Origin of the sequence: Mesorhizobium amorphae, from assembly GCF_014843845.1 — a bacterium.
Classification (GTDB): domain Bacteria; phylum Pseudomonadota; class Alphaproteobacteria; order Rhizobiales; family Rhizobiaceae; genus Mesorhizobium; species Mesorhizobium amorphae_A.
Window position 1 is genome coordinate 140,761 of record NZ_JHQS01000056.1, and the last position, 22,653, is coordinate 163,413.

Genomic DNA, 22,653 nt, shown 5'->3' on the forward strand with positions numbered 1-22,653 from the left:
AAGGAGCCGTCATGGCGAAGCCAATCTACGTGATCAACGGCCCGAACCTGAATCGGCTCGGCAAGCGCGAGCCGGAAATCTACGGCACGACGACGCTGGCTGAGATCGAGGCCTTCTGCCGCGATGCGGCCGGCGACACGCCCGTCCGTTTCCATCAGTCGAACAGCGAAGGCCAGATCATCGACTGGATCCACGAAGCGATCGACGAGGGAGCCGGCATCGTCATCAACCCGGCCGGTTTCTCCTTCACGTCGATTGCGATCCTCGACGCTCTAAAAATGTTTCCCGGCCCGATCGTCGAGCTCCACATCTCGAACATTCACCGGCGCGAGGCCCACTATCACCATTCCTACGTGTCGAAGATCGCGACGGCGGTCATCGCGGGTCTGGGCCCGCGCGGCTATCCTGTTGCGGTTCGTGCCATCGCAGACCTGCTTGCGGCGGCATCGAAGGTGCCAGGACCATGAAGACCTCCATCGCCACCGTGTCGATCAGCGGCGATTTGCGCGAGAAGCTCGCGGCCATCGCTGCGGCCGGCTTCGACGGGGTGGAAATATTCGAGAATGACTTTCTTGCCTTCGACGGCAGCCCTTCTGAAGTCGGGCGGATGATCAGGGATCATGGTCTGGAGATCACACTGTTCCAGCCTTTCCGCGATTTCGAAGGAATGCCCGAACAGCAACGTTCTCGTTCCTTCGATCGAGCGGAGCGCAAGTTCGACCTGATGCAAGAACTCGGCACCGACCTGATGCTCGTGTGTTCCAACGTCTCGCCGCTGGCGCTGGGCGGCATCGACCGTGCCGCTGACGATTTCCGCGAGCTAGGCGAACGGGCAGGACGGCGCGCGATTCGCGTCGGCTACGAGGCGCTCGCCTGGGGGAGGCATATCAGCGACCATCGCGACGCGTGGGAGATTGTCAGGCGTGCGAACCATCCCAACATCGGACTGATCCTGGACTCCTTTCACACCTTGGCCCGACGGGTGGATGTGGAGACGATCCGCGCCATCCCTGGCGATCGCATCTTCATCGTCCAGCTTGCCGACGCTCCGCTAATTGACATGGACCTGCTGTACTGGAGCCGCCATTTCCGGAACATGCCGGGCGAAGGTGATCTGCCGGTGGTCGACTTCATGCGAGCGGTCGTGGCAACCGGCTACGACGGTCCGTTGTCGCTCGAAATATTCAATGACCAGTTCCGCGGTGGATCGCCCAGGTCTATCGCGGTCGACGGCCACAGGTCCCTGGTCTACCTCATGGACCAGGTTGCACGCGCCGAGCCGGACATCGCGATCGACGTGCCGGCCTTGCCGGAACGGGTCGCGGTCAGCGGCATCGAGTTCGTCGAGTTCGCCGCAAACGAGACCGAGGCTGACGAGTTGGTGCTGCTGCTGCGCGCCATGGGGTTCTCGCTGGTTGGCCGCCACAAGAACAAGGATGTGGTGCTGCTTCGTCAGGGCGCCATCAACATTGTCGTCAACACCGAGAAAGAGGGGCTGGCGCACTCCTCGTACCTGGTTCACGGCGCTTCTGCCTATGCGTTCGGATTGAAGGTCGATGATGCGGCCGCAACCGTGGCCCGCGCTCGTGCATTGGGCGCCGAGCCCTTTGAACAACGCCATGGTCCCGATGAGCTGGCGATACCGGCAATACGCGGGGTCGGAGGCGGCGTGATCTACTTCATCGACGGCAAGAGCGAATTGGCAAAAGTCTGGGAGATCGAATTCGAACCGGTCGCCGACGCAGGCGACGATGCCGGGCTGATGGCAATCGACCACCTCGCTCAATCGATGAACTATGAGGAGATGCTGACCTGGCTGCTTTTTTACACATCGATCTTCAGGACGAGAAAATTGCCCATGGTGGATGTGATCGATCCGGCCGGCGTCGTGCGCAGCCAGGTCGTGGAGAGCGACGATGGTGGCTGGCTTCGGCTTACCTTGAACGGTGCGGAGAACCGCAGGACGCTGGCCGGCCATTTTGTCGCTGAGAGCTTCGGCTCGGGCGTGCAGCACTTGGCCTTCGCCAGCCGCGATATTTTCCAGACCGCCGACCGCTTGGCCGAGCTCGGCTTCAATGTGTTGGAAATTTCACCGAACTACTACGACGATCTCGAAGCACGCCTCGGTCTCGAACCGGAATTCTCGAGCCGGTTGCGGAACCGAAACATCCTCTTCGATCGGGACGAGGGAGGCGACTATTTCCAGCTCTACAGCCAGACCTACGGCGAAGGTTTCTTCTTCGAGATCGTCGAGCGTCGCGGCTATCGAGGCTACGGGGCAGTCAATGCCCCGTTCCGCATTGCCGCCCAGAAGCGAACACTGCGGCCAAAAGGCATGCCAGCCGTTACGACGTGACCGAAAGCGAAATGTCCACTTTGGCACAAGCTGACCTGGCTCCACGTCCGCTACCTGGCGCTTGGCAAATTCTCGTACTCCCCGGCCAGCGCTCAGGAACCGCCTTTCCTCGCCTCATCCCACCCCCTCCGTTAACCTTTCGTTAACCATGCCCGGCCTAGCGTTTACCTATCAGTAAGGAATCGCTGTCCGTGACCTTCGCCGCCCCCGTCGAGACCAAATCCATTCGCTTTCGCGCCCGCTCCTTCGTCGCCTTCACGCTGACGCCCGAGGCGCCTTTGGACGTGTGGCTGGAGAGCCTCGATCGCTGGATTGGCAACTCGCCCGGCTATTTTGCCGGCCGCCCGGTGGTGCTCGATTTGAACACGCTCAAGCCCGATGTCGCCGCGATCGAATCGCTGGTCGGCGTGCTTGGTCATCGCGGCATCCGCGTCTATGCCATCGAGCTCGATGGCGGCGCGGAACTCGGGGCCCATCTGCCGCCGACGCTGGTCGGCGCCAAGGAGGCCACATCGGACGGCTTGCTGCTGCAGCCCGGTCGCAAGGGCAGGGCGGATGACGCCAAGGCGGCAAGCGAATTGAAGGCGCCTGGCGACGCGCCCGTGGGTGGCGACGCCAAGGCCGGCGCGGCGAGGGCTCACGATGCCAAACCAGGCGCGGCCTTGCCGGCTGACGGCACGCTGATGATCCGCACGCCGATCCGCTCGGGGCAGCTTGTGTTTCATCCGCATGGCGACGTCATCGTGCTGGGCTCCGTCGCTTCCGGGTCCGAGATCGTCGCCGCCGGTTCCATCCACGTCTACGGCACGCTGCGCGGACGCGCCTCGGCCGGCGGGCTCGGCAATTCCGCGGCGCGCATCTTCTGCCGCAAGAACGAAGCCGAACTGCTCTCGGTCGACGGCTGGTATTGCACCGCCGAGGAGATGGATCCGTCGGTGCGCAGCAAGGCGGTCCAGGCCTTTCTCGACAACGGCATGCTGCGCATCGCGCCGTTCAGCTGACAGGAACTCGGCGGCGGCGCCGACCGACAAGACAACGAAACAAAAACGGAGGCATTTTCATGGGCAAGGTAGTGGTGGTCACGTCGGGCAAGGGGGGCGTCGGCAAGACGACCTCGACGGCGGCACTGGGTGCGGCAGTCGCCAAGACCGGCAAGAAGGTGGCGCTGGTCGACTTCGATGTCGGCTTAAGGAATCTCGACCTGATCATGGGCGCCGAGCGGCGCGTCGTGTTCGACCTGGTCAACGTCATCCAGGGTTCGGCCAAACTGTCGCAGGCGCTGATCCGCGATAAAAGGGTCGAGACACTGTTCCTGCTGCCGGCCTCGCAGACGCGCGACAAGGATGCGCTGACCGAAGAGGGCGTCGGCGAGGTCATCGAGCGGCTGCGCTCGGTGTTCGACTATGTCTTCTGCGACAGCCCTGCCGGCATCGAGCGCGGCGCCCAGCTTGCCATGCGCTTTGCCGACGAGGCAGTCATCGTCACCAACCCGGAAGTGAGCTCGGTGCGCGATTCCGATCGCATCATCGGCCTGCTCGACGCCCGCACCATGAAGGCCGAGCAGGGCGAGCAGATCGCCAAGCACGTGCTGGTGACGCGCTACGATGCGGCGCGCGCGGCGCGCGGCGAGATGCTCTCGATCGACGACGTTCTGGAAATCCTGTCGACGCCGCTCTTGGGTATCATCCCCGAGAGCCAAGATGTGCTGAGGGCCTCGAACCTCGGTTCGCCGGTAACATTGGCCGATCCGCTGACTGCCGCCGCCAAGGCCTATCTCGACGCGGCACGGCGGCTCGAAGGCGAGGAACTGCCCGTCGTGGTGCCCTTCGAACGCAAGGGCTTCCTCGACCGTCTGCTCGGAAGGAGGGCGGCATGAACATTTTCGACCTCTTCAAGCGGCGCTCCAGCGCGCCGGTGGCGCGCGAGCGGCTGCAGGTGCTGCTCGCCTATGAGCGCCGCAACCGCAGCCAACCCGACCTGGTCTCCATCCTGCGCGAGGAGATCATGGCGGTGATCGCCAAGCATGTGCAGATCGACCAGGACTATCTGCAGGTCTCGATGGACCGTGGCGAGACCATGTCGACGCTGGAGATCGACATCCAGATCCCCAACAAGAGCGCCGTGCCGCTGGCCATGGCGGGGTGAGGGGCTGACCTCGCGGAACCAGGGTTCCTCGCCCCCACGGAGTGGGGGGTCCGAAGGACGGGCGAGACCCGTGGCTCGCCCCGGCAAAGGTGGCCGCGAAGCGGCCGGAGAGGGGGCTTCGCCACGCCGGCGGGTTCCCTCTAGATCGTTAGAGCGAGGCATTTCCGCCTCTCCGTCCCGGCTTCGCTGAGCCACCTCCTCCCACGTCGCGGGGCGTGCAACCCTAGCTTTTCCAAGGCCGCGGCTAAATTGCCTCGCGCGGCATCTACCCCCAAATGTCCCCAAATTACCTACAAGCCGGCAGGGGCTTCCCCTACGAAAGCATAGGATGTAAAAGGAGAAACATTAGCAATTCATTAAGTACGAGGGGTTTGCGTAAGCGGCAGAGTAAGAGGTGTATGACATGAACCTCAAGAGCCTGATCAAGCGTGCTGAAGATGTAGACAAGGTATTCCAGGAGCTGCAGACGGATCTGGCGGAAGCCATCAATGAGTCTCTCGAGTCGCTGGAGAACGATCCGGATGATGATCGCCGGGCAAAGGGCGACAGTCTGCAAATCGAGGGCGCCAAGGACGAGGTGACCAAGGACGAGGTGACCAAGGGCGAGGTGGCCGAGGCCGAGCCGCCGCCCGAGGACAGGACAGGACAGCCCGTGCAACGGCTGACGTCCCACACGCAAACCCGGCTGGCCGCATTGGGCGCCGTCGATGGGCTGTTCCACGAAGCGCAGGACTATTTGGAGGAGATCACCGCGAAACTGTCGGAGATCGGCACCTCGCACCATTTGACGCGCGAATTCCTCACCATCCTGCACGGCGACATCCTTCGCGCCAACGAGCTTGAACTTGTAAATACCGGCCTGGCCGCGGAACAACGCGCGCTCTCGCAGCAGCTGCACGATGCGGTCAAGAAGCAGCGCGAGCGCGAAAGCGCCGTCGAGGTGCTGCAGCAACGCGAGACAAGCCTGGTCCAGGAGCGCGAGTCGCTTCGCACCGCCCTGGCCGCGGCAAGGCTGGAACTCGTCGAGGCGGCCAATGCGAGCGCCAGGCGCGAGGCGGAGTTCGGCGATGCCGTCAAGTCGCTTTCCGACAGGACGGTCGAGGCCAACCGGCGCTCGCGCGAGATCAAGACCTTGCGGGAAAAGCAGGTCAACCTGTCGATCGATCTCGACAGGGCGCAGAAGCGCGAAGCCGAGGCGCGCCACAGGCTGGACGAGCTGTTGACCACGCATCGCAGCGAAGCGGCGCGGATCGCTGACCTCGTGGCCGCGCTCGTCAAAAGCGAGAAAGAGGAAATGCGGCTGCAGACCGGGCTCGAGATGGCGCAGGCGAAGCTGTCGGAAATGACCGAAGCGGCCCGTCTTGTGGAAGCCGACAGGCAGGCCGAGCAGGAGCGTGCCCAGGCCGAGATGAGCGGCCTGCGTGCCGAGATCCAGGGCCTCCAGTCACGGCTGGAGCTTGCCGCGACCGAGAACGGCGAGGCCGCCGGCGAGGTCGCCAGGCTCAAGACGGAACTGAGCGACGCCATGGCCGAAAAGCAGATCGCCGATGAACGACTGTCTGCCCTCATGAACGAGAGCGAAAACGACAAGATAAACCTTTCGACCGTGAGCGCGGACCTTTCGCAGCTGACGCTGCAGCAGGCGTCCGAGCAGATACAGCTCGATATCCAGAAGCAGGAATGCGAGGACCTGCGCGCCGAGATCGCGTCGCTCAATGCCCGCATCCAGGAGCTGTTGCCCTATGAGCGGCTGCATCGGGTCACCGAGGCCAGGGCGCGCGACGACGCGGCCAGCGCCAGGCCGCGCGACGACGCGGTGGTGGTCGAGATCAAGGGCGTGGTCGCCGAAAAGGCGCGTGCCACGCACCGGCGGCGCGCCCACCGCAATTTGCGCGCGACTTCGTAAGCAGGCGAATGCGGCGGAGTGCGTAATCTCCCCCACGATGGGGGAGATTGGCTGTTCAGCGCTTCGCCCCCTCACTCCCCCGCTTCATGCTGGTAAAGCTCGTCCATGCTGAGCTTTGCCAATGCCGCGAAGGGCGCCTGCTTCTTCACCCGGCCGCGGCTCAGGATGACGACGTCGTCGCAGAACGAGATGGTACTGTGGTGGTGGCTGATGACGATGGTGGTGCGGCGGCCGGCACGCGACTTCAGCGTCTCGACGATGGCCGCTTCCGACAGACCGTCCACGGCATTGGTGGCTTCGTCGAGGATCAGTATGTCGGGATCGCGCACCAGCGCGCGCGCCAGGGCGATGCGCTGCCTTTGCCCGGCCGACAGGTTGACGCCCCGATAGCCGACCAGCGTCTTGTAGCCCTGCGGCAAATGCTCGATGAATTCATGTGCCTCGGCCAGCCTGGCGGCGCGCTCGGCGTCGCCGGCCGAGGCCGTGTCGTGGCCGTAGACGATGTTGTCGAGGATCGTGCCGTCCACCAGTTCCAGCTCCTGGCTGGCTAAGGCGATGTTCTTGCGCCATTGGCCTGGGTCGATCTCGCCAAGTGGCGTCCCGTCGACAAGGATGCTGCCGCCGTCCGGCTCGACGAAGCGGCAGAGCAGGTTGACGATCGTCGTCTTGCCGGCACCCGAACGGCCGATCAACGCCGTCGAGCGGCCGCTGCGAACGCTGAACGTGGCCTGGTGCAGCACCGCCCCGCGCGCATCCGGACCGGGCGTCGAGGCTGCGCCCGCATAGGTGAAGCTGACATCGTCGAAGCTGATCGCCTGGCGCAGGCCGTCGAACGGACGGTTGCCTTGCGGCGCCGCCGGCTTGCCTGCGGGGTCGAGCAGCCATTGCACCTCTTCCAGCGAGCCGGAGAGGCCTTGCAACTGGCTCCACGACATCTGCAAGGCGCGCATATGCGGCTGCAGCCGGTAGAGCAGGATCAGGAAGGCGGCGGTCAGCGGGAAGCTGACATTGGCGAGCCACGCGCCGATCACCACCATCAGGAACAGCATGGCGTGCAGAACCTCGGTCAGCGGCGGCAAGACGCCCTGACGGGTCGAGAGCACGAAGGCGGCGCGCCGCACACCGTCGGACGCTCTGTCGAACACCGCCTTCTCGCGGTCCTCCTGGCCGAAGATGCGGATCAGGCGCCCGGCATGCACCAGATGCAGCATTTGCGAGGCAAGCGCGCTGTTGCGCGCGGCGACGCCGCGGCTCGGCGCCTTCAGCTTGGCCGACAGCAGGGCATGCGCCAGCTGCACCAGCGCCAGCCCGAGCGTCACCAGCAGCGTCATCTGCCAGGACAAGAGCAGCAGGAAGGCGAGCAGGATGATTGCAGCCGAGGCACTGACGATCGCGCCGAGCAGCGCCTGGATTGCGTCCGAGGCTCGCCAGGATTCGTTCGAGATGATGTTGAGCAGCCGTCCGGGGCTCTGCTGCAGGAAGAACGGGTAGCCGACCCTCAGCAGCCGCTCCGACAGCGCGCTGCGGATGGCATAGCTTGCCTTGCCGTAAATATGCGCGGTGAGCAACGTGTTGGCGAAGGCAAGGACGTTTTTCAGCACGATCGAGCCGAGGATCGCGGCCGAGATGGCGATCAGCCGCTCGCGCTCGCCGAGGTTCGCTCCAATCTGCTGGAGGAGGGCGGAGAAGCCGGCCATGCCGGCTGTGTCGCCATGCCCCATGATGATGCCGAGCAGCGGAATGATCAGGCCGATGCCGAGGCCTTCAAGCGCCGCACCCGCCAGACCAAGCACCACCACGGCGGGAACAAGCCGCAGCAACCCGCCGCCAAGCGCGCGGCGCAGCATCGGCAGGGCTGGCGGCATCAGCGTCATTATCGTGCTCTGGCCTCCGCGCCGGCTTCATTGGCCTGCCGATCCGGTTGCAGCCGTGGCTGCCTGCGCCATCCGACAATCAAAAGCAGCGCAAATCTGGTGGCACCTGCAAGGTTCATGACGACGACGGGCCAGTGCGACAGGCCGAGATCGTGGTCGAAGCGCGGGCCGCCGGCAAGCTCGCGCATGGCCGACCGCGCGGCCCAGTAGAAATGGCGCAGCAGCCAGGGCGCGCGCCGCACATGCTTCAGGCACAGCGCGCCATTGCCGAGGCTATAATCGCGGTGCAGCCTGTCGATCGACTTGCGATCGCGCCGGCCATGATGGTGGAAGATCGTCATGTCGGGCACGTATTCGACGGGAATGCCCTTGAGCATTGCGCGCACAAGGTAGTCCGTATCCTCCGCCGAACGCAGCGGGCCACCGGCGCCAAAACGTTCGTCGAACGGCCCGATGCGGGCCGCGACGTCGCGGTGCATGGTCATGTTGCAGCCAAGCACGAAGCCGCCCGGGTGGACGGCAGGCGTCAGCCGCTCGCGCTGTTCACAGCGCTTGATGGTGAAGGGCAGGTCCCTGGCGTCGCCGAGTTCGACGCGGCCGCCGCGCACCAGCCATTTCTCGCCGCTCGCATTATGCCGCATCAGGTCGCGCAAATAGTCGCGATCGACCGCGCAATCATCGTCGACGAACACCAGAATGCGCCCCCGCGCCCGCGCCAGTCCGGCATTGCGGGCCGCCGCCAGTCCGGGCCGCGGCTCCGAAACGGCGGTCAGCGGAATGTCCGAGGTCTCGGCCAGGCAGGCAAGGCGTTCCGCCGTACGGTCGATCGAGCCATTGTCGACCACGACCATCTCGGCGGCAAAGGCGGGATGCGCCCGGCAGGCGGCCTGGACCGACTTGATGCAGGCTTCGAGCACGGCCAGTCGGTCGCGCGTGCAGATGATGAAGCTGACCTCGAACGCCGGCTTCTGGCCCCGCCGGGGATGGACGGGCGAGGGCGCCGGGCGATCGCGTCGCAAGAGCGGATGCGGCTGGTCGTTCATGCCGACCCCCGCTGATAAGGCGCAAGCACCGCCTGGGCCGGCCTGGTCTTGAAATAATGCGCCATCGCATCCGCCTGCTTTCCTGCCGCTATGGAGGCAAGACTGAGCCACGGCGCCCAGGGTCCGGGGCGCAGCGCGTATTGTTCGCGGCGGCGAATGACGTTCCACTTCGCGGTCCGCGTCAGCAATTCATGCGTCAGTGCAGGCTCCCTTTCGTCGCCGACGAGCTGGTAGAGGAAATAGAACAGGTTGAGCGCGCCGGCCGCGAAGCTCGGCCTGATGTCATCGGGCAGCGCGGAAATCCGCTCTTCCAGCGCAACGATGAATTGCGCGGCGCGGGCGACCGTGTCGAACGAGGCGGCATCGCCGATGGCCCGCAGATCCTCGGTGCGGTCCGCCAGTCCCTCGCGCTCCAGGTTCTCGGCCACGATCCGCAAATGCGTCCTGCGCATGTCCCCGGTATGCCGGCTGGTCACGCTTCCAGGGTGGATGCGGTAGACGAGCAGGTTTTCCGGCATCATCGCCGCCGGGAAACGGCGGGCAAGCCGCCCGAAGAGATCGAAATCCTCGGCGTGCCTGTATTCGGGATCGTAGTGGAGACTGCCCTCGTCGATGACCTTCCTGTTGTAGACCACCGTCGGGTGCATGAAGACGGTGAAGAACATCGACAATATCGGCAGGCGGAACTGGAACACCGGATCAGGCCTGCCCTTGGCGATACGGCCGCGCAACAAGGTATCGATGCCGGCGCCGCAGAAGCCGAGCTCGGGCCGCCGGTCGAACAGCGCCACCTGGCGCGACAGGCGCCAGGGATAAGCGATGTCATCGGCGTCCATCCTGGCGACCAGTTCGCCCTGGGCAGTGGCCAGGCCCTCGTTCAGGGTGGCGACGAGGCCGCGGTTTTCGCGCGAGACGATCGAGACGCGGTTGTCGGCCCGGCGGTGCCGCTCGAGGATATCGAGCGAGTTGTCGGTCGATCCGTCATCGATGGCGATGACCTCCAGGCGATCGTAGTTCTGCCGCAGGATCGAGCCGATCGCAGCAGCGAGATAAGGCCCGGCATTGTAAACCGGCAGCAGAACGGAAACGAGCGGGGCGCCGGTCATTGGCCGGCACCCGTTCGCCGGAGATTGCGCGGCGGCTCGCGGCCGTCGGGCGATCCGGTGGGATAGGCCGGCCTGCCGAACCAGCCGGCCTTGCTTGCGCGCTCTTGGAAAGCACGGCGGGCGACATAGGGAAAATGCCGCTTGAGGCCGTTGAGCGGCTTTTCGAAAACCTGCCACGAGATCGCCGCCACGACGATCGTGGCGGTGCCCGCGACGAGGAACCGCCCCGGCCCTTGCTCGGAGACGTTGAGCGGGATCCAGGGCTGCGCCTTGACGGCATAGGCCAGAAGGATCGGGTGATAGAGATAGACGCCGTAGCTGATGCGGCCGAGGGCAAGCAGCGGCGGCAGTTCGGCAAGCTTGCCGAGGATGCCGCCAAACCCGGACGAACAGGCGGCGACAATGGCCACCAGCGGGGCCAGCGGCAGCACCTGCAGCAGCAGCCAATGGGCCCATTCCAGCATGGGCTCTGCCGGCGCCGGGATAAACCACTGGATCGCCAGGAACGCGGCCGCGAAGGCCGGCCAGCCGCGCTGCATCCATTGCGGCAGGGCAGCGCCTCTGCCAGCGCGCATGGCGAGCAGCGCGCCGCAAGCCAGTGCGTCCATCGAGGCGGGCGGCAGCAGGTCGCGGGCGAGCGCCGTGTTGGCGGTCACCGGCCAGTAGAAGCGGTAAGCCAGCGAGAGCGCGATGACGCCGATGGTGATCGCCTCGATGCGCCGGCGCGGCGCCAGAAGCACGATCAGCGGCCAGGCGATATAAAACTGCTCCTCGATGCTCAGGCTCCAGAAATGGCAGAGCAGCCAGGGCGTCCACTCGTTGCGCAGCGCGTACCAGAAATTGGAGAGATAGAGCGCGTGCCACAGAAGCGACCCACGCGACTGTTCGAGATCGGTCAGCCAGACGAGGCCGAGCACGGCGAAATAGGGCGGGAATATTCTCAGCGCCCGCCTGATGTAGAAGGAACGCAGCGCCGGTCCGGCTTCGAACTCGGCGGGCGCGCGGGCTTCCAGCAGCAGCCGCGTGATCAGGAAGCCGGAGAGCACGAAGAACAGCCGCACGCCGAGATGGCCAAGGAAGGAGGAGCCGCCCGCGGCGAAGAAATGCGAGTACAGCACCATCGTCACGGCAATGGCCCTGAGCGCGTCCAACTGCGTGTCGCGTACGCTTTGCATCAGCCGCGCCCGCCGGCACTGTCAAACCGGTGCCTTGCGCACGAGACGGGCTCGAAATCACAGTTGGCCAGCAGAAGCCTGAAGCTGGTCAACCTGGCGGAATCCTCCACGACGCACGTCCAGTCGCTAAATGAATCCCCCAGGAGAGGGTGCGATCAACCGATGGTGCAGCGCAACACAAGAATTTTACATTCGCTGACACATTTGTGTGATCGGATGCTAAAAACCGACAAATCCTGCAGGATTTTCCGCCGCTGGCGAGTGTTTGCCCGCATTCTACGCTAACGCATAAGTTGCATACGTGTCTGCAATCAGTTTTACTTGTGTGTTTTGACATAAGTTCGGGAAAGAGGTTTAGTTCTTTTTCAATTCTGCGTTAAATATTGAAAGTATACTTAAGTTATATGGTATTGGATCTTCAAAAATGGAAAATTGGTTGGAGCTGTCAGTTCTTGCGCGATGCAGCATGGGCTGATCGGTGCAAGTCCTGGACAGGTTGGGTGCAACCGGCTCCGGGCGGCATCCGCAAGTCAGGGCCGGTGATTATGGCTCGCCGGCAAGTGTTCGGATGGCCTTCCTGACGTCTTCCGAGAGGCCAACGGCGAAGGAGTAGCAGGAGCGCGCGCTGAATTTCCGGCACGAGCGGGTGATCGAGGATTGCACGCCGACCACCTCCAGCCCGCTGGCCCCTTGCCTGACCAGCGCTCCACCGGAAGCGCCAGGGGCGGCGGAGCAGTCCAGCTTCAGCCCGCTGCCGGCGACCGTATCGATATCGATCACCTTCTTGACCTTGCAGTCCTCGACGATCCTCTCGTTCCAGTCGTCATGCGGAAGGTCGTCCTGACGGAGCGTGACCATGGTCACGTCTTCGTCCGCAGCCGCTGGCGCGTCGGCAAGACCGTAGGGCGTTACATCGGGAATCGGCTTGACCAGCTTCATGACGATCCAGTCGAAGCGGTCGGTGAAGGACCGCTCTTTGTCTTCCGGGTACACGATGGTCTTCACATCGACCTCATACCAGGTCGATTTCACGCCGTCGGTGCTTAGTTCGAAACTGCAGTGGCTCGGGCGCGAGGCGCCTGCGTAGGATTTCATGCTTGGTTCTGGAAGCACGACATGCCGGGCGCTGAGCACGATGTCGCTTTTGTAGGCCAGGAACGCGCTCGCCGCATTGAAGGGGCACATGATGCGGCCGCTGGCGCCGAACAGTTTGCGCGCCGCAAGCGTGTCCATCTTGTGCTGCTTTGCGTAGTCGGCGATCGCAAGCCGCTTGTCGGCCCCGATCGCGCCGGCCATCGCTGCTGACGAAGCCGCGGCGAAAATGAGAAATCCCAGCGCGATCCGCATCCTTATCCCCCCGCTATCGCCCGTGGGCCGTAGCCTAGTTTCAGGCAAGCAGCCCGGCAAGCGCCATGTGTGGACCAGCCTGCTACATCCGAGGTGCGGGTGCCGCTGTTGCAGCGGCCCTCAGCGCAATGGCTTCATTCTGCGCCTTGCCCCATCAACCGTCCTGCCGTGCCTCACGACAGGAGGGATGGCGAGCCCTATCTCCAGCCATGCCTTGGTACGCCGGCGCGCGATCCAAGCGGCAGGGGAGGAACGAAGCAAGGTGACGTCGACGCCGATTGCAAAGTCTGCGGCTGAAGCCGGCGCTATCCCCCTTGTGGCGCTGCTCGGCGCCATGATGTCGGTGCAGATCGGCGCCGCCTTCGCCAAGGGGCTGTTTCCGCTGGTCGGAGCCGAGGGCACGACGATGCTCAGGCTTGTCGCCGGCGCGCTCATGCTGACGGCCGTGCTCAGGCCCTGGCGGGTCAGGCCATCGCGCGCCGTCTGGCCGTGGCTCGCCGCTTACGGGGTGACGCTCTGCGTCATGAACCTTCTCTTCTATGCCGCGCTCACCAGGATTCCGCTGGGCATTTGCGTGGCGCTCGAATTCACCGGCCCGCTGCTGGTCGCCACGCTCTCGTCACGGCGCGCAATGGATTTTGTCTGGGTGGCGTTGGCGGTGGCCGGCATCGTGCTGTTGTCGCCTTTTGCCGATATGCGCCAGGCGCTCGATCCCGTGGGCGTGATGCTGGCGCTGACCGCCGGTGGCTGCTGGGCGCTCTACATCGTCTTTGCGCAGAAGGCCGGCGCCGAGCTCGGCGGGCGCACCGTCGCCTATGGCATGGCGATCGCCGCGGTGCTGTCGCTGCCCTTCGGGCTTGCCGGCGCGGCGCCAGCGCTGGGCAATCCGTCGATTCTGTTGAGCGCCGCAATTGTCGGCCTGCTCTCCAGCGCGCTGCCGTTCTGGCTGGAGATGGTGGCGCTGACCAGGATGCCTGCCAGGGTCTATGGCACGCTCACCTGTCTGGAACCGGCGCTGGGCGCGCTGATGGGCTTCCTGTTCCTGCGCGAGAACCTGACGGCGCTGCAGTGCCTGGGCATTGCGGCGGTCATCGCCGCTGCCTTTGGCGCCGCCGTCACGTCAAAGCCGCCGGTGCCGTCGCCCCAATAGGCCTTCGCGTCTGGCGTTGTGCCGCTTCGATATGCTCGGCGCGCAGCCTTGCCTTCGTGACCTCCAGCGCCGCTTCTGCGCCCGTCGAGAGCTCCTCGACGTTCTGGCCAGCTCGCTGCCGGTGTCGCGTTGCTTGCTGCCCATGCTCGCAGCGTCGCCAGCATCGGCAGGAGCCGGTCTTTTTAGCCGTGCCTGGTCGGCTCAAGGCCGTGCCTCTGTCATGCCTGGTCGGCCCCGGTCATGCCTAGCCGGCTAAGCCATTTCTGGCCATTCCAGGCCGCGCGTGCCCGCATGCAGGACCACATCCGGAGGTTGAATTGGGACTTAAGTCTGAATCTGTTTCCGCAAAAGTCTGAATCGACAAGACAAGGGTCGTGGGCCACTTCCGCAAGGCGCTGCGATTTGTGAATGATTTCACTTCGACAATGCCGTTGGGGTTTTCGGCTTGGAGTCGGGGCCGGGTGACCGGCATGGGGAGAGTGGGATGCGCGAACCGCGCATGGGCAGCACGTGTGTCTTGCGAGCGCTTACGGCGTTTGCGCTGGTTATCGCGCCCTTTCACCTCTCGACCGACGGCCCAGTCGCCACCAAGGCCTATGCCGGCAAGGGCGGCAACGGCAATGGGAATGGCGGGAACGGAAACGGGAACGGCGGCGGCAATAGCGGCGGTAACGGCAACGGAAACAGCGGCGGCAACAACGGGAACGGGAACAGCGGAAACAGCAATAGCGGTGGCAACGGTAAGGGCAACAGCGCGAGCAAGGCCTCCGCCACTGTCGATCATGTGAATACCGTGACTGGCGACAAGGTCGAGGTCAACGGCAAGAGCATCAAGGTTACTCATCCAAACGGGATGAAGGAAGAGATCGAAAACGGCCGCTTCAGGATGGAGGATGCGCTTGGGCGCACCATCGTCGACAGAGCGGCAACCGCGGCCGATATGGCGCGTTTGAAGAGTTTGTGAGAGTGAGGTTCTATCTGGAAGTGATCTTTTCGGGACCGTAGGTCAGCGCTGCAAAATCAGGTTGCCACCTTTTGCTTCGTCTCTTCGGTTCTTGATCATCGTATGACGGAACTCCCGCTACTCACCTTGCCCCCGCCTTTGGCGGGGGTATTTTTTTGGGCTCCGGCTTGCATTTCTGCAAACGAAACTCTTGGCGCATCGCGGTTCGTTGCAACTGTCCGGCTTTTTCGCGCGCTTCAATCTTAAAGAATTGCCGTCAGTTTTCCAAGAGGGTTGGTTAACGCCCTGTAACCGGCCTCGTTTGCGTTGTTTTCATCCTGTGCCTAGTGCCGATCAACGTCAGGCCTGGCGACGACGTTGCGACATAAGTCCGGCACCGGCGGCAAAAAAGTCCGAATCGGCAAGGCAAGGGTCGTGGGCCGCTTTCGCGCGCGCGTCGATGCATGGATGCTCCTCTCGATCATGCCGGTTTCGGCCAGACCGCCATAGGGCCGACACGGGGGGAGGATGTGTAGACTTTCGTTGATCCGCCTGGGATGGCTCGCCTTGCTGACCCCATCGGCATTGGCGCTTACGCTCGCGCCATCCCCCGTCAAGCTCTACGGCGCCGCCGACATCGCTCCCTCGATGGCCTACGCCGCCGGCGGGAACAGTGGCGGTCATGGCGGCGGCAATGGCAATGGCAACGGCGGCAATGGCAACGGCGGTGGCAATTCATCCTCGGCTGGCGGCGGCGCCAATCCTGGCTCCGGAAACGCCGGCCAGGGCAACTCCGGCAAAGCCAAGGGCAACCAGGGCAACCATGGCACCCACGTCAATGCGGCGACCGGCGACAAGGTCGAGGTTGACGGCGACAAGATCACGGTCACACATCCCGACGGCATGCAGGAGGAGATCGAGAACGGCCGCTTCAAAATGCAGGATGCGCTCGGCCGCACCATCATCGAACGCGAGGCGACGCCAGAGGATGTGGCGCGCCTGCAGGCCTTGTGAGGGCAGGGAACTACCCCCTCCCTGTTTCTCACTTCACCCCCGTCCCCGCCCCCGGGGGCGGGGGTGACATGTTTTGGGAGGGAGTAGGGGAATTAGGCAGTAGGCAGTATGGATTGGTTGCGGCAGCCCGCTCAGCGGCTCATATCCAAACCTTCGCTATCCCCTATTCCCTTTCCTTCGCCTCATGCATCAGCAGCGCCGCCTCCGTGCGGTTGCGCACGTTGAGCTTGGCCAGCACCCTGGTCATGTGGTGCTTGACGGTCTTTTCCTGCAGCGACAGCCGGGCCGCGACCTCCTTGTTGCTCAAGCCTTCCGCCACCAGCCGCAGGATCTCGGCCTCGCGGCTGGTGAGCTGGCTGAGCGGGTCGGGCTTGCGGTTCGCCGGCTGCAATAGGTTCGACAGAAGCTTGGCCGACAGCGTCGGCGATACATAGCTCTGGCCGGCCGCGACGTCGCCGAGGATCTCGGCCAGCGTCTTCGAACCGACACCCTTCAGCACATAGCCGCGCACGCCGGCATTGAGCGCCTGGGCAACGTCGGCATTGGTTTCCGACACGGTCAGCATGACGATCTTCTGGCCGGGGTGCCCGGACAGGATGCTGGCCGCAGCGTTGAGCCCGCCGCCGGGCATGCTGATGTCGAGCAGCAATATGTCGGGCGCGATCGTGTGGGCCAGCCTTTCGGCGTCCTCGGCACTGGCGCCTTCCCCGACCAGCTCGAAGCCGCCGATCTCGCCGAGGCTGCGCGCCACGCCCTCGCGAAACAGCGGATGGTCGTCGACAATGGCAATGCGGATGATGCCGGTCACGGCTGCTCCTCGACTGAGAGTGAAATCACCAATCGTGTACCTTGCGGGCCGGACAGGGTTTCGAACTGCCCGCCGATGCTCTCGATGCGCTCCCTGAGGCCGGCAAGCCCGAGGCCTTCGCTCCTGCCGGGCTCGAAGCCGGGGCCGCCGTCCATCACTTCAACAATCAGCCTGCCACTTTTCACCCCGGCTTTCACCGCCTGGTTCCTGCCTTTTCCATGCCGCCAGGCATTGTTCAGCCCTTCCTGGACGAAACGGTAGATGCTGATCTTCTCGGAAGTGCCGAGTTCCGGCAAGCGGGCCGGAAGCGTCAGCGCCACCGAGCTCGAGGTCCGTCGTTCGTGCTCGCTCACCGCAAGCCGCAGGATGTCGATCACGGCCTGCGTCTCGATCTGCGGCAGCACCAGGCCGTTGCAGATGCCGCGTATCTCGCGCATCGCCTCGCCAAGCGTCTTGTGGATGCCGGCGATCTCGGCTTCGCGCTGCTCGCTGGACGAGCCGGAGTCAAGCAGAATGGGGCTGTCCATCCGCAGAGCCGCCAGCGCGACGAGCTGCGCCGGCCCGTCATGCAGGTCGGCGCCGATGCGCCTGAGATAGCGTTCGTTGATTGCAGTGGCGCGGCGCGAGGCACGCTGCACGCGTTGGCGCAGCGACGAGTTCTGCGACAAGGCCGCCTGCAGTTCGGAGACCTTGGCCTCGAGCGCGGCGCGCTGGGTCTGGATGGTGTGACTGCCGCGAAAGACGATGCCGGACAACAGCGCCAGTGCCGTCGCAGTGGCGCCGGCCACCACCAGCCAGCTCGACCACAGGGCGGCGTTCAGCGTCGCCTGGAATTCGTCGGCGATCTCGTAGAACTCCGAAACCGCGACCACTTCGCCCGACCAGGGTTCGCGCACCGGATTGTAGATTTCGAACAGCGGCGCGTTCACTGCCTGCTCCTCGTGGCTTTCGGGGTCGTCGTCGAGGTCATTGTACTCGGCAACGACATTGCCGCCAAAGGCGGCGACCAGATTGGCGTTCGGTTCGAACCGCTTGCCGATCAACGCAGTGTCCTTGGCATAGAGGACCATGCCGTCGCGCCGCCACAGCTTGAACGAGACCAGCCTCTTGCCGAGTGCGCCCTGGCCGAGCGTCTCGTCCAGCGCCCGCTTGACCGTGTCGCTGAGCTCGCGGCTGGTGCGCATGTCGGGCAACAGCGGCGCAATCACGCTGTCGACATAGAGTGCCGTGGTTGCGGCGGAATTTCGCATCACGCCTTCCCGGATCTGCGAGGTCACCCACAGGCCAACCACCAGCATCACCAGCAGCAGCCCGATGCCGCCCGCGATGAAGAACTGCAAGGCCAGCGACAACTTGCGCCAGTACTGTAAATAATCCCCCAAGAAGGTCCCAGGCAATCGCGCAATCTCCCCCTGTCGGCGAAGATTATAGAGTGAGCGCGGCATTTGCGACATCGACCTTCGTGCTGTGTATGCAGGATTCTTCCGTCGGGCGGATTTTCTGCGGGTTTCGGAGCCTTGAAGCACGGCAACGCCGCCGCGGCGGGAGCGGATCCTTGGCGCGGGGGTTGTGCCGGCCACGTTTCGAGGTCACTATCGGTTGTGCCTTCAAGGCGACGGGCGGTCGCTTCGACACCAAATTGACGAAGCGCCGCTCCGTCGGCCCGGCCGCGGCATCATCCGCGACCGGGAACTCCCGCACCTTGCCGCCGCCGGTTCGATCCCGGCGCCGCGTGGATACACGAAGGCAAAAAGCGGCCGCTCAGCTGATGTCGCAACGGAAGACCCAACTCGTCTTCCCGGGGAAGGCGCGCTTTTTCTCTGAAGGAAGCGCAGGCTTTTCCTGAGAGACCCGCGGGACTTTAGGAGACGGGTTCCGCTGAAACCAAAGCAAAGATGCGAGGTCAAACGCGATGCATCCCGTTCCGAGCCGGATTCCGGTTTCCATCATCATTCCGAACTACAATTACGCGCGCTTCCTGAAACGCGCCGTCGACAGCGCGCTCGGCCAGGACCACGCGGACGTCGAGGTCATCGTCGTCGACGATCGGTCGAGCGACGGCTCGGCGGCGATCATAAAGTCTTATGGCGACAGGATCCGCGCTTGTCTCAGGCCGAAGAACGGCGGGCATGCCGCCGCCTTCAACACCGGCTTTGCGGCAAGCTCGGGCAAGATCGTGCTGTTTCTCGACGCCGACGACTATCTCTATCCGGACGCCATCTCCAGGATCGTCGACACTTGGGATTCGGCAACCGCCCAGGTCCAATCGAGGCTCCACATCGTCGACGAACGGCAGCGCATCAAGGATGTCTTCCCGCCGCCGGAACTGCCGTTCGATGACGGCGATGTCATGCCGAAGCTCCTGCACAAGGGGCGCTACCAGACGACGGTGACAAGCGGGCTGGCCTTCGACCGCACGACGCTGGAAACCATCATGCCGATCCCCGAAGCGGATTTCCGCCAGGGCGCCGATGGCTATCTTGCGACGCTGGCGCCGCTTTATGGTCATGTTCAGTCGATCGACGAGTGCGTCGGCGCCTACCGCATCCACGGCGCCAACCATTCCGTCTTCGGCGAAAAGCTCGCCGAGCGGGCGCGCTGGCGGGTGACGCACGATTTCCACCGCCTGGAGGCGCTTTCCGACCAGGTCTCCAGTGTCGGCCTGACCGTGGAGCCGTCGAAAACCTTCCTGCACGATCCCGTTCACCTCGAAGAACGGCTGGCCTCGCTCTGCGCCGACAGGCGTCGGCACCCGGTGGTCAATGATTCCAGGCTGGTCCTGGGTGCGGCCGGCGCCGTCGCCAGCCTCCAATTGACGGTGTCGCTCAGGCGGCGAGCCATCCTTGCCGCCTGGTTTCTGTCCGTCGGCATGCTGCCGCGCAAAATGGCGACGGCGGTGCTGTCGTGGAAGCTCGACGCCTCATCGAGGCCGGCCTTCCTGGCCCGATTTTCCAAATCCATCCGCCAGGCGATGGGGTGAGGCGTGGTCCGCGCAGCGGACGCAAAGCCAATTGCCTGGCCTTGCGAACAACGATCGCCCGGAGCGACAGCGAAGGGGCCGGTCCGGCAGACGCGATCCTTCGCGCCCCCTCTGTCCTACCGGACCCCTCGAGGGGGGAGATTGGCAGTCTCGGGCCGCATGGATCTTTCGCCATCAGCCTCTATTGATTGATCTCGGGTTCGACGAGCCTTGCCAGGTTTCGCAGCGACTCCTGCCAGCCGAGATAACAGGCCTCGGCCGGAATGGCGTCCGGTATGCCTGCCTGCGTGATATCCAACTCCGTGCCGACCGAGACTTTCTTCAATATCACCGTCACCTGTATCTCGCCGGGCAGGTTGGGATCATCGAACGTGTCCGTGTAGCGGAGGCGTTCACCCGGAACGAGTTCGACATAATCGCCGCCAAATGAGTGGCTGTTGCCCGTCGTGAAGTTTCGGAAGGACATTTTGAACGTACCGCCGACCTTTGCTTCCAGGTGGTGGACCGTGCAGGTGAAACCGTTGGGCGGGAGCCATTTCGCCAGCGCGTCCGCCTCGATGAAAGCGCGATAAACCTTCTCCGGGCTGGTTGTCAGAACGCGGTGCAAGCGTACGGTGCTGGGCATATCGTTTCTCCTAATGATCGCCGGTCTATGTTCCAAGGACGAACGGGTCTTGGCTGGTCCGACACCCGTGCCGAACATTTTTAAACCGCGACCGCCGCTTCACAGTTCCTTCTCGGCCAGCTCGCGGAACTCGTCCGGCACCGAACGCGCCGCCTCCAGCGCCACGGCGCCATAGCCGACCGCCTGCTTGCCGAAGCGCTGCCGGATCTTGTCGACGGCGCGGTCGGCGCCAAAGCGCGCCAGGCCCCTTTTGCTGCCCGGCCGGCGCCTCTCGTCGGCAAGTCCGAGCGGTAGCTCCAGCTGCAGTTCCGCACTTTCCTCGAGATGCGAGACCGAGATCGCCAGCAGCGAAATCACCTTCTCGCCGGGATGGGCGGCGAGCACGCCACGCACCAGTTCCTCGGCGGTCTCGGCCAGCATCGCCGTCGCCGATATAGCTTGGTCAAGCGTGATCGAGCGGCTCACCGCGCGCAGGTCGGCGAAGCGCACGCGCACCGTCACCGTGCGGCCGGGGCGGTCCTTGGCCCTCAGTCGGCTCGCCACCCGGTCGGCCAGATGCAGCAAGGTTGGCACGAACACATCCGCCACGGCAGGCTTGCGGCCCAGTGCCGACTGCGCGCCCGCCGAATGCGCGCCCGCCGAATGCGCGCGCCGATGCGTCTCGAGCCGGCGCGGGTCGCGATTCCAGGCCAGTGCGGCAAGCTTCTGCCCGGCGGCCGGCCCGATCAGCCGTTCCAGCGCCCCACTGTGGGTCTTGGCCAGCTGGCCGATGGTCTCGACGCCGATTTCCGCCAGCCGCGCCTTGGTCGCCGGGCCGACGCCCCACATCAGGGACACCGGCAAATCGTGCAGGAAGGCGAGCTCGCCTGCGGGATCGACGACCACCAGCCCGTCGGGCTTGGCCACCTGCGAAGCGATCTTGGCCAGGTGCTTGGTGCGCGCCACGCCGATCGAGATCGGCAGGCCGAGCTCGGCCCGCACGCGGCGCCGTACAATGGCGGCGATCTCGGCCGGTGGTCCGAACAGATGCGTGCAGCCGGCAACGTCGGCGAAGGCCTCGTCGATGGAGATGCGCTCGACCAACGGCGTGAAATCGTCGAGCACTTTTATGGCGGCGTCGCCGAGTCGCTGGTAGTCGCCGAAATGGCCGCCGACAAAGATCAGCTGCGGACAGAGTTCGCGGGCCTTGCGTCCGGGCATGCCGCCGCGCACGCCGAACGCTCGAGCCTCATAGGATGCGGCCAGCACCACGCCGCCGCCGACGGCGATCGGTTTGCCGCGCAGCGATGGATCGAGCAACTGCTCGACCGAGGCATAGAAGGCGTCGAGGTCGGCATGCAGGATGGTGGCGCTGGTTTCCATCCCGTTCCACCCTACGGCATTGCAGCATTAGCCATGCCTGTTTTAAGGAATTTTTTGCCGAACAAAAAGAGAACAAATAGGGTCTCTTGTCAAGCTGCCTCTGAGCCGTCGGCGAGGGCAGGGGAAATGTCTTTCGATGAAGGGCGGATTCAAGTCGGAATCTCGTTTTTTTGCCCACCGTCAGTGGGCAGCGCACCATCGACGAAGGTCCATGATCCGCCCCGGAACATTGTCGCGCGCCACGGCGTTGATTGGCTCGAAGGGACTGTTTTGCGGAGACCTGAGATGGACCGCTTCGAAATCATCGATCTCGTTTGTGTCGTCGATGCCTGCACCACCGACCGTGCCGCCGGGCGGCTCGTATCGATGGCGAGGGCCGTGGAAGAATTGCGCGTGCTGACCGGGGATTTCGTCTCGGCGGATGAGACCGTCGCCAATGCGCTGTCGGTGGTGGCGCTTGAGCGCGGTTGCGCGGTGCTGTTCGACGAGCAGCCGGGCGCCGACATTTTGCGGGCGCCATAGTGCGTCGCCAGGAGGTGGCACCGCTCATTTGACTGCCGTATCAGGCGGTCGGAGCGCCCTCGCTCTGTCATCGACTTCCGCTGCCTGAGCGCCTTCTCATTCGACGACGCGGCGACCGTTTTCGTACCCGCTGGTCGCCGGTTTGGGACCATGGTCTGACCCGTATAGGCCTAATGCGGTCCAAATGGCGCAAGCCGGTTGTCCGGCTTTCATATAGTTTAAGAAGTTCAAATGGTTATGGCAGTTTCTCGATTCGGATTGTTCGCTGGCGAGCTGCTTCGCTCTCGCATTGAAACC

20 protein-coding genes are annotated in these 22,653 nt (G+C 64.2%); 11 read left to right on the forward strand and 9 right to left on the reverse strand.

All coding sequences use genetic code 11. The features are described from left to right. Positions 1-11 precede the first annotated feature (11 nt). From DH08_RS23100 to DH08_RS23125, 6 genes are all read left to right on the forward strand, one after another. Positions 12-467: a type II 3-dehydroquinate dehydratase gene (locus DH08_RS23100; protein ID WP_192181477.1), complete on the forward strand. Its 456-nt coding sequence runs from the start codon at positions 12-14 to the stop codon at positions 465-467. Next, positions 464-2,356: a bifunctional sugar phosphate isomerase/epimerase/4-hydroxyphenylpyruvate dioxygenase family protein gene (locus tag DH08_RS23105; protein WP_192181478.1), complete on the forward strand. Its 1,893-nt coding sequence runs from the start codon at positions 464-466 to the stop codon at positions 2,354-2,356. Before DH08_RS23100 ends, DH08_RS23105 begins: the two co-directional genes overlap by 4 nt. Before the next feature lie 191 nt (positions 2,357-2,547). After that, positions 2,548-3,357: a septum site-determining protein MinC gene (minC, locus tag DH08_RS23110; protein ID WP_192181479.1), complete on the forward strand. Its 810-nt coding sequence runs from the start codon at positions 2,548-2,550 to the stop codon at positions 3,355-3,357. 59 nt (positions 3,358-3,416) lie between these two features. Continuing rightward, entirely contained in the window at positions 3,417-4,232 is an 816-nt protein-coding gene (gene minD / locus DH08_RS23115; RefSeq protein ID WP_006201442.1) for a septum site-determining protein MinD, read from the forward strand. Next, positions 4,229-4,501, forward strand: a complete 273-nt coding sequence (minE, locus tag DH08_RS23120; RefSeq protein WP_006201441.1) for a cell division topological specificity factor MinE — start codon at positions 4,229-4,231, stop codon at positions 4,499-4,501. The genes minD and minE overlap by 4 nt, the downstream gene beginning before the upstream one ends. 403 nt (positions 4,502-4,904) lie before the next feature. Then, positions 4,905-6,407 carry a coiled-coil domain-containing protein gene (locus DH08_RS23125; protein WP_192181480.1) on the forward strand — a complete coding sequence of 501 codons (1,503 nt, stop codon included), beginning with the start codon at positions 4,905-4,907 and terminating at the stop codon, positions 6,405-6,407. Between the two features lie 71 nt (positions 6,408-6,478). On the opposite strand, the gene DH08_RS23130 is transcribed toward DH08_RS23125, so the two are convergent. From DH08_RS23130 to DH08_RS23150, 5 genes are all read right to left on the reverse strand, one after another. Further along, the gene (locus DH08_RS23130) at positions 6,479-8,281 is read right to left on the reverse strand and encodes an ABC transporter ATP-binding protein (RefSeq protein WP_192181481.1); all 1,803 of its coding nucleotides are present in this window, start codon (positions 8,279-8,281) and stop codon (positions 6,479-6,481) included. Next, positions 8,281-9,324 (reverse strand): glycosyltransferase family 2 protein, encoded by a 1,044-nt coding sequence (locus DH08_RS23135; protein WP_192181482.1) that lies wholly within the window; start codon positions 9,322-9,324, stop codon positions 8,281-8,283. The genes DH08_RS23130 and DH08_RS23135 overlap by 1 nt, the downstream gene beginning before the upstream one ends. Continuing rightward, positions 9,321-10,430, reverse strand: a complete 1,110-nt coding sequence (locus DH08_RS23140) for a glycosyltransferase family 2 protein (protein ID WP_192181483.1) — start codon at positions 10,428-10,430, stop codon at positions 9,321-9,323. The genes DH08_RS23135 and DH08_RS23140 overlap by 4 nt, the downstream gene beginning before the upstream one ends. After that, positions 10,427-11,605 carry an acyltransferase family protein gene (locus tag DH08_RS23145; RefSeq protein ID WP_192181484.1) on the reverse strand — a complete coding sequence of 393 codons (1,179 nt, stop codon included), beginning with the start codon at positions 11,603-11,605 and terminating at the stop codon, positions 10,427-10,429. The genes DH08_RS23140 and DH08_RS23145 overlap by 4 nt, the downstream gene beginning before the upstream one ends. A 543-nt stretch (positions 11,606-12,148) precedes the next feature. Next, on the reverse strand, positions 12,149-12,952 hold the full coding sequence (locus DH08_RS23150; protein ID WP_192181485.1) for a trypsin-like serine peptidase: 804 nt from the start codon (positions 12,950-12,952) through the stop codon (positions 12,149-12,151). 262 nt (positions 12,953-13,214) lie between these two features. Here DH08_RS23150 and DH08_RS23155 point away from each other — a divergent pair, with 262 nt between their 5' ends. From DH08_RS23155 to DH08_RS23165, 3 genes are all read left to right on the forward strand, one after another. Next, entirely contained in the window at positions 13,215-14,102 is an 888-nt protein-coding gene (locus DH08_RS23155; protein ID WP_192181486.1) for an EamA family transporter, read from the forward strand. A gap of 484 nt (positions 14,103-14,586) precedes the next feature. Beyond that, positions 14,587-15,066 (forward strand): hypothetical protein, encoded by a 480-nt coding sequence (locus tag DH08_RS23160; protein ID WP_192181487.1) that lies wholly within the window; start codon positions 14,587-14,589, stop codon positions 15,064-15,066. A 546-nt stretch (positions 15,067-15,612) separates the two neighbouring features. Continuing rightward, positions 15,613-16,059, forward strand: coding sequence for a hypothetical protein (locus DH08_RS23165; RefSeq protein ID WP_345892438.1), 447 nt, complete (start codon positions 15,613-15,615; stop codon positions 16,057-16,059). A 163-nt stretch (positions 16,060-16,222) separates the two neighbouring features. Here DH08_RS23165 and DH08_RS23170 read toward each other — a convergent pair whose 3' ends face one another. Beyond that, positions 16,223-16,867, reverse strand: a complete 645-nt coding sequence (locus DH08_RS23170) for a LuxR C-terminal-related transcriptional regulator (RefSeq protein WP_192181488.1) — start codon at positions 16,865-16,867, stop codon at positions 16,223-16,225. Further along, entirely contained in the window at positions 16,864-18,219 is a 1,356-nt protein-coding gene (locus DH08_RS23175) for a sensor histidine kinase (RefSeq protein ID WP_428339026.1), read from the reverse strand. The genes DH08_RS23170 and DH08_RS23175 overlap by 4 nt, the downstream gene beginning before the upstream one ends. A gap of 560 nt (positions 18,220-18,779) precedes the next feature. Between DH08_RS23175 and DH08_RS23180 the strand changes: the two genes are divergently transcribed. Continuing rightward, entirely contained in the window at positions 18,780-19,847 is a 1,068-nt protein-coding gene (locus tag DH08_RS23180; RefSeq protein ID WP_192181490.1) for a glycosyltransferase family 2 protein, read from the forward strand. 181 nt (positions 19,848-20,028) lie between these two features. Here DH08_RS23180 and DH08_RS23185 read toward each other — a convergent pair whose 3' ends face one another. Both DH08_RS23185 and dinB read right to left on the reverse strand, forming a co-directional pair. Beyond that, the gene (locus DH08_RS23185) at positions 20,029-20,472 is read right to left on the reverse strand and encodes an SRPBCC family protein (protein WP_192181491.1); all 444 of its coding nucleotides are present in this window, start codon (positions 20,470-20,472) and stop codon (positions 20,029-20,031) included. Between the two features lie 99 nt (positions 20,473-20,571). Beyond that, a complete protein-coding gene (gene dinB / locus DH08_RS23190; RefSeq protein ID WP_192181492.1) occupies positions 20,572-21,834 on the reverse strand; it encodes a DNA polymerase IV in 1,263 nt (420 codons plus the stop codon). A 285-nt stretch (positions 21,835-22,119) separates the two neighbouring features. Between dinB and DH08_RS23195 the strand changes: the two genes are divergently transcribed. Continuing rightward, a complete protein-coding gene (locus tag DH08_RS23195) occupies positions 22,120-22,356 on the forward strand; it encodes a hypothetical protein (protein WP_192181493.1) in 237 nt (78 codons plus the stop codon). Positions 22,357-22,653 lie beyond the last annotated feature (297 nt).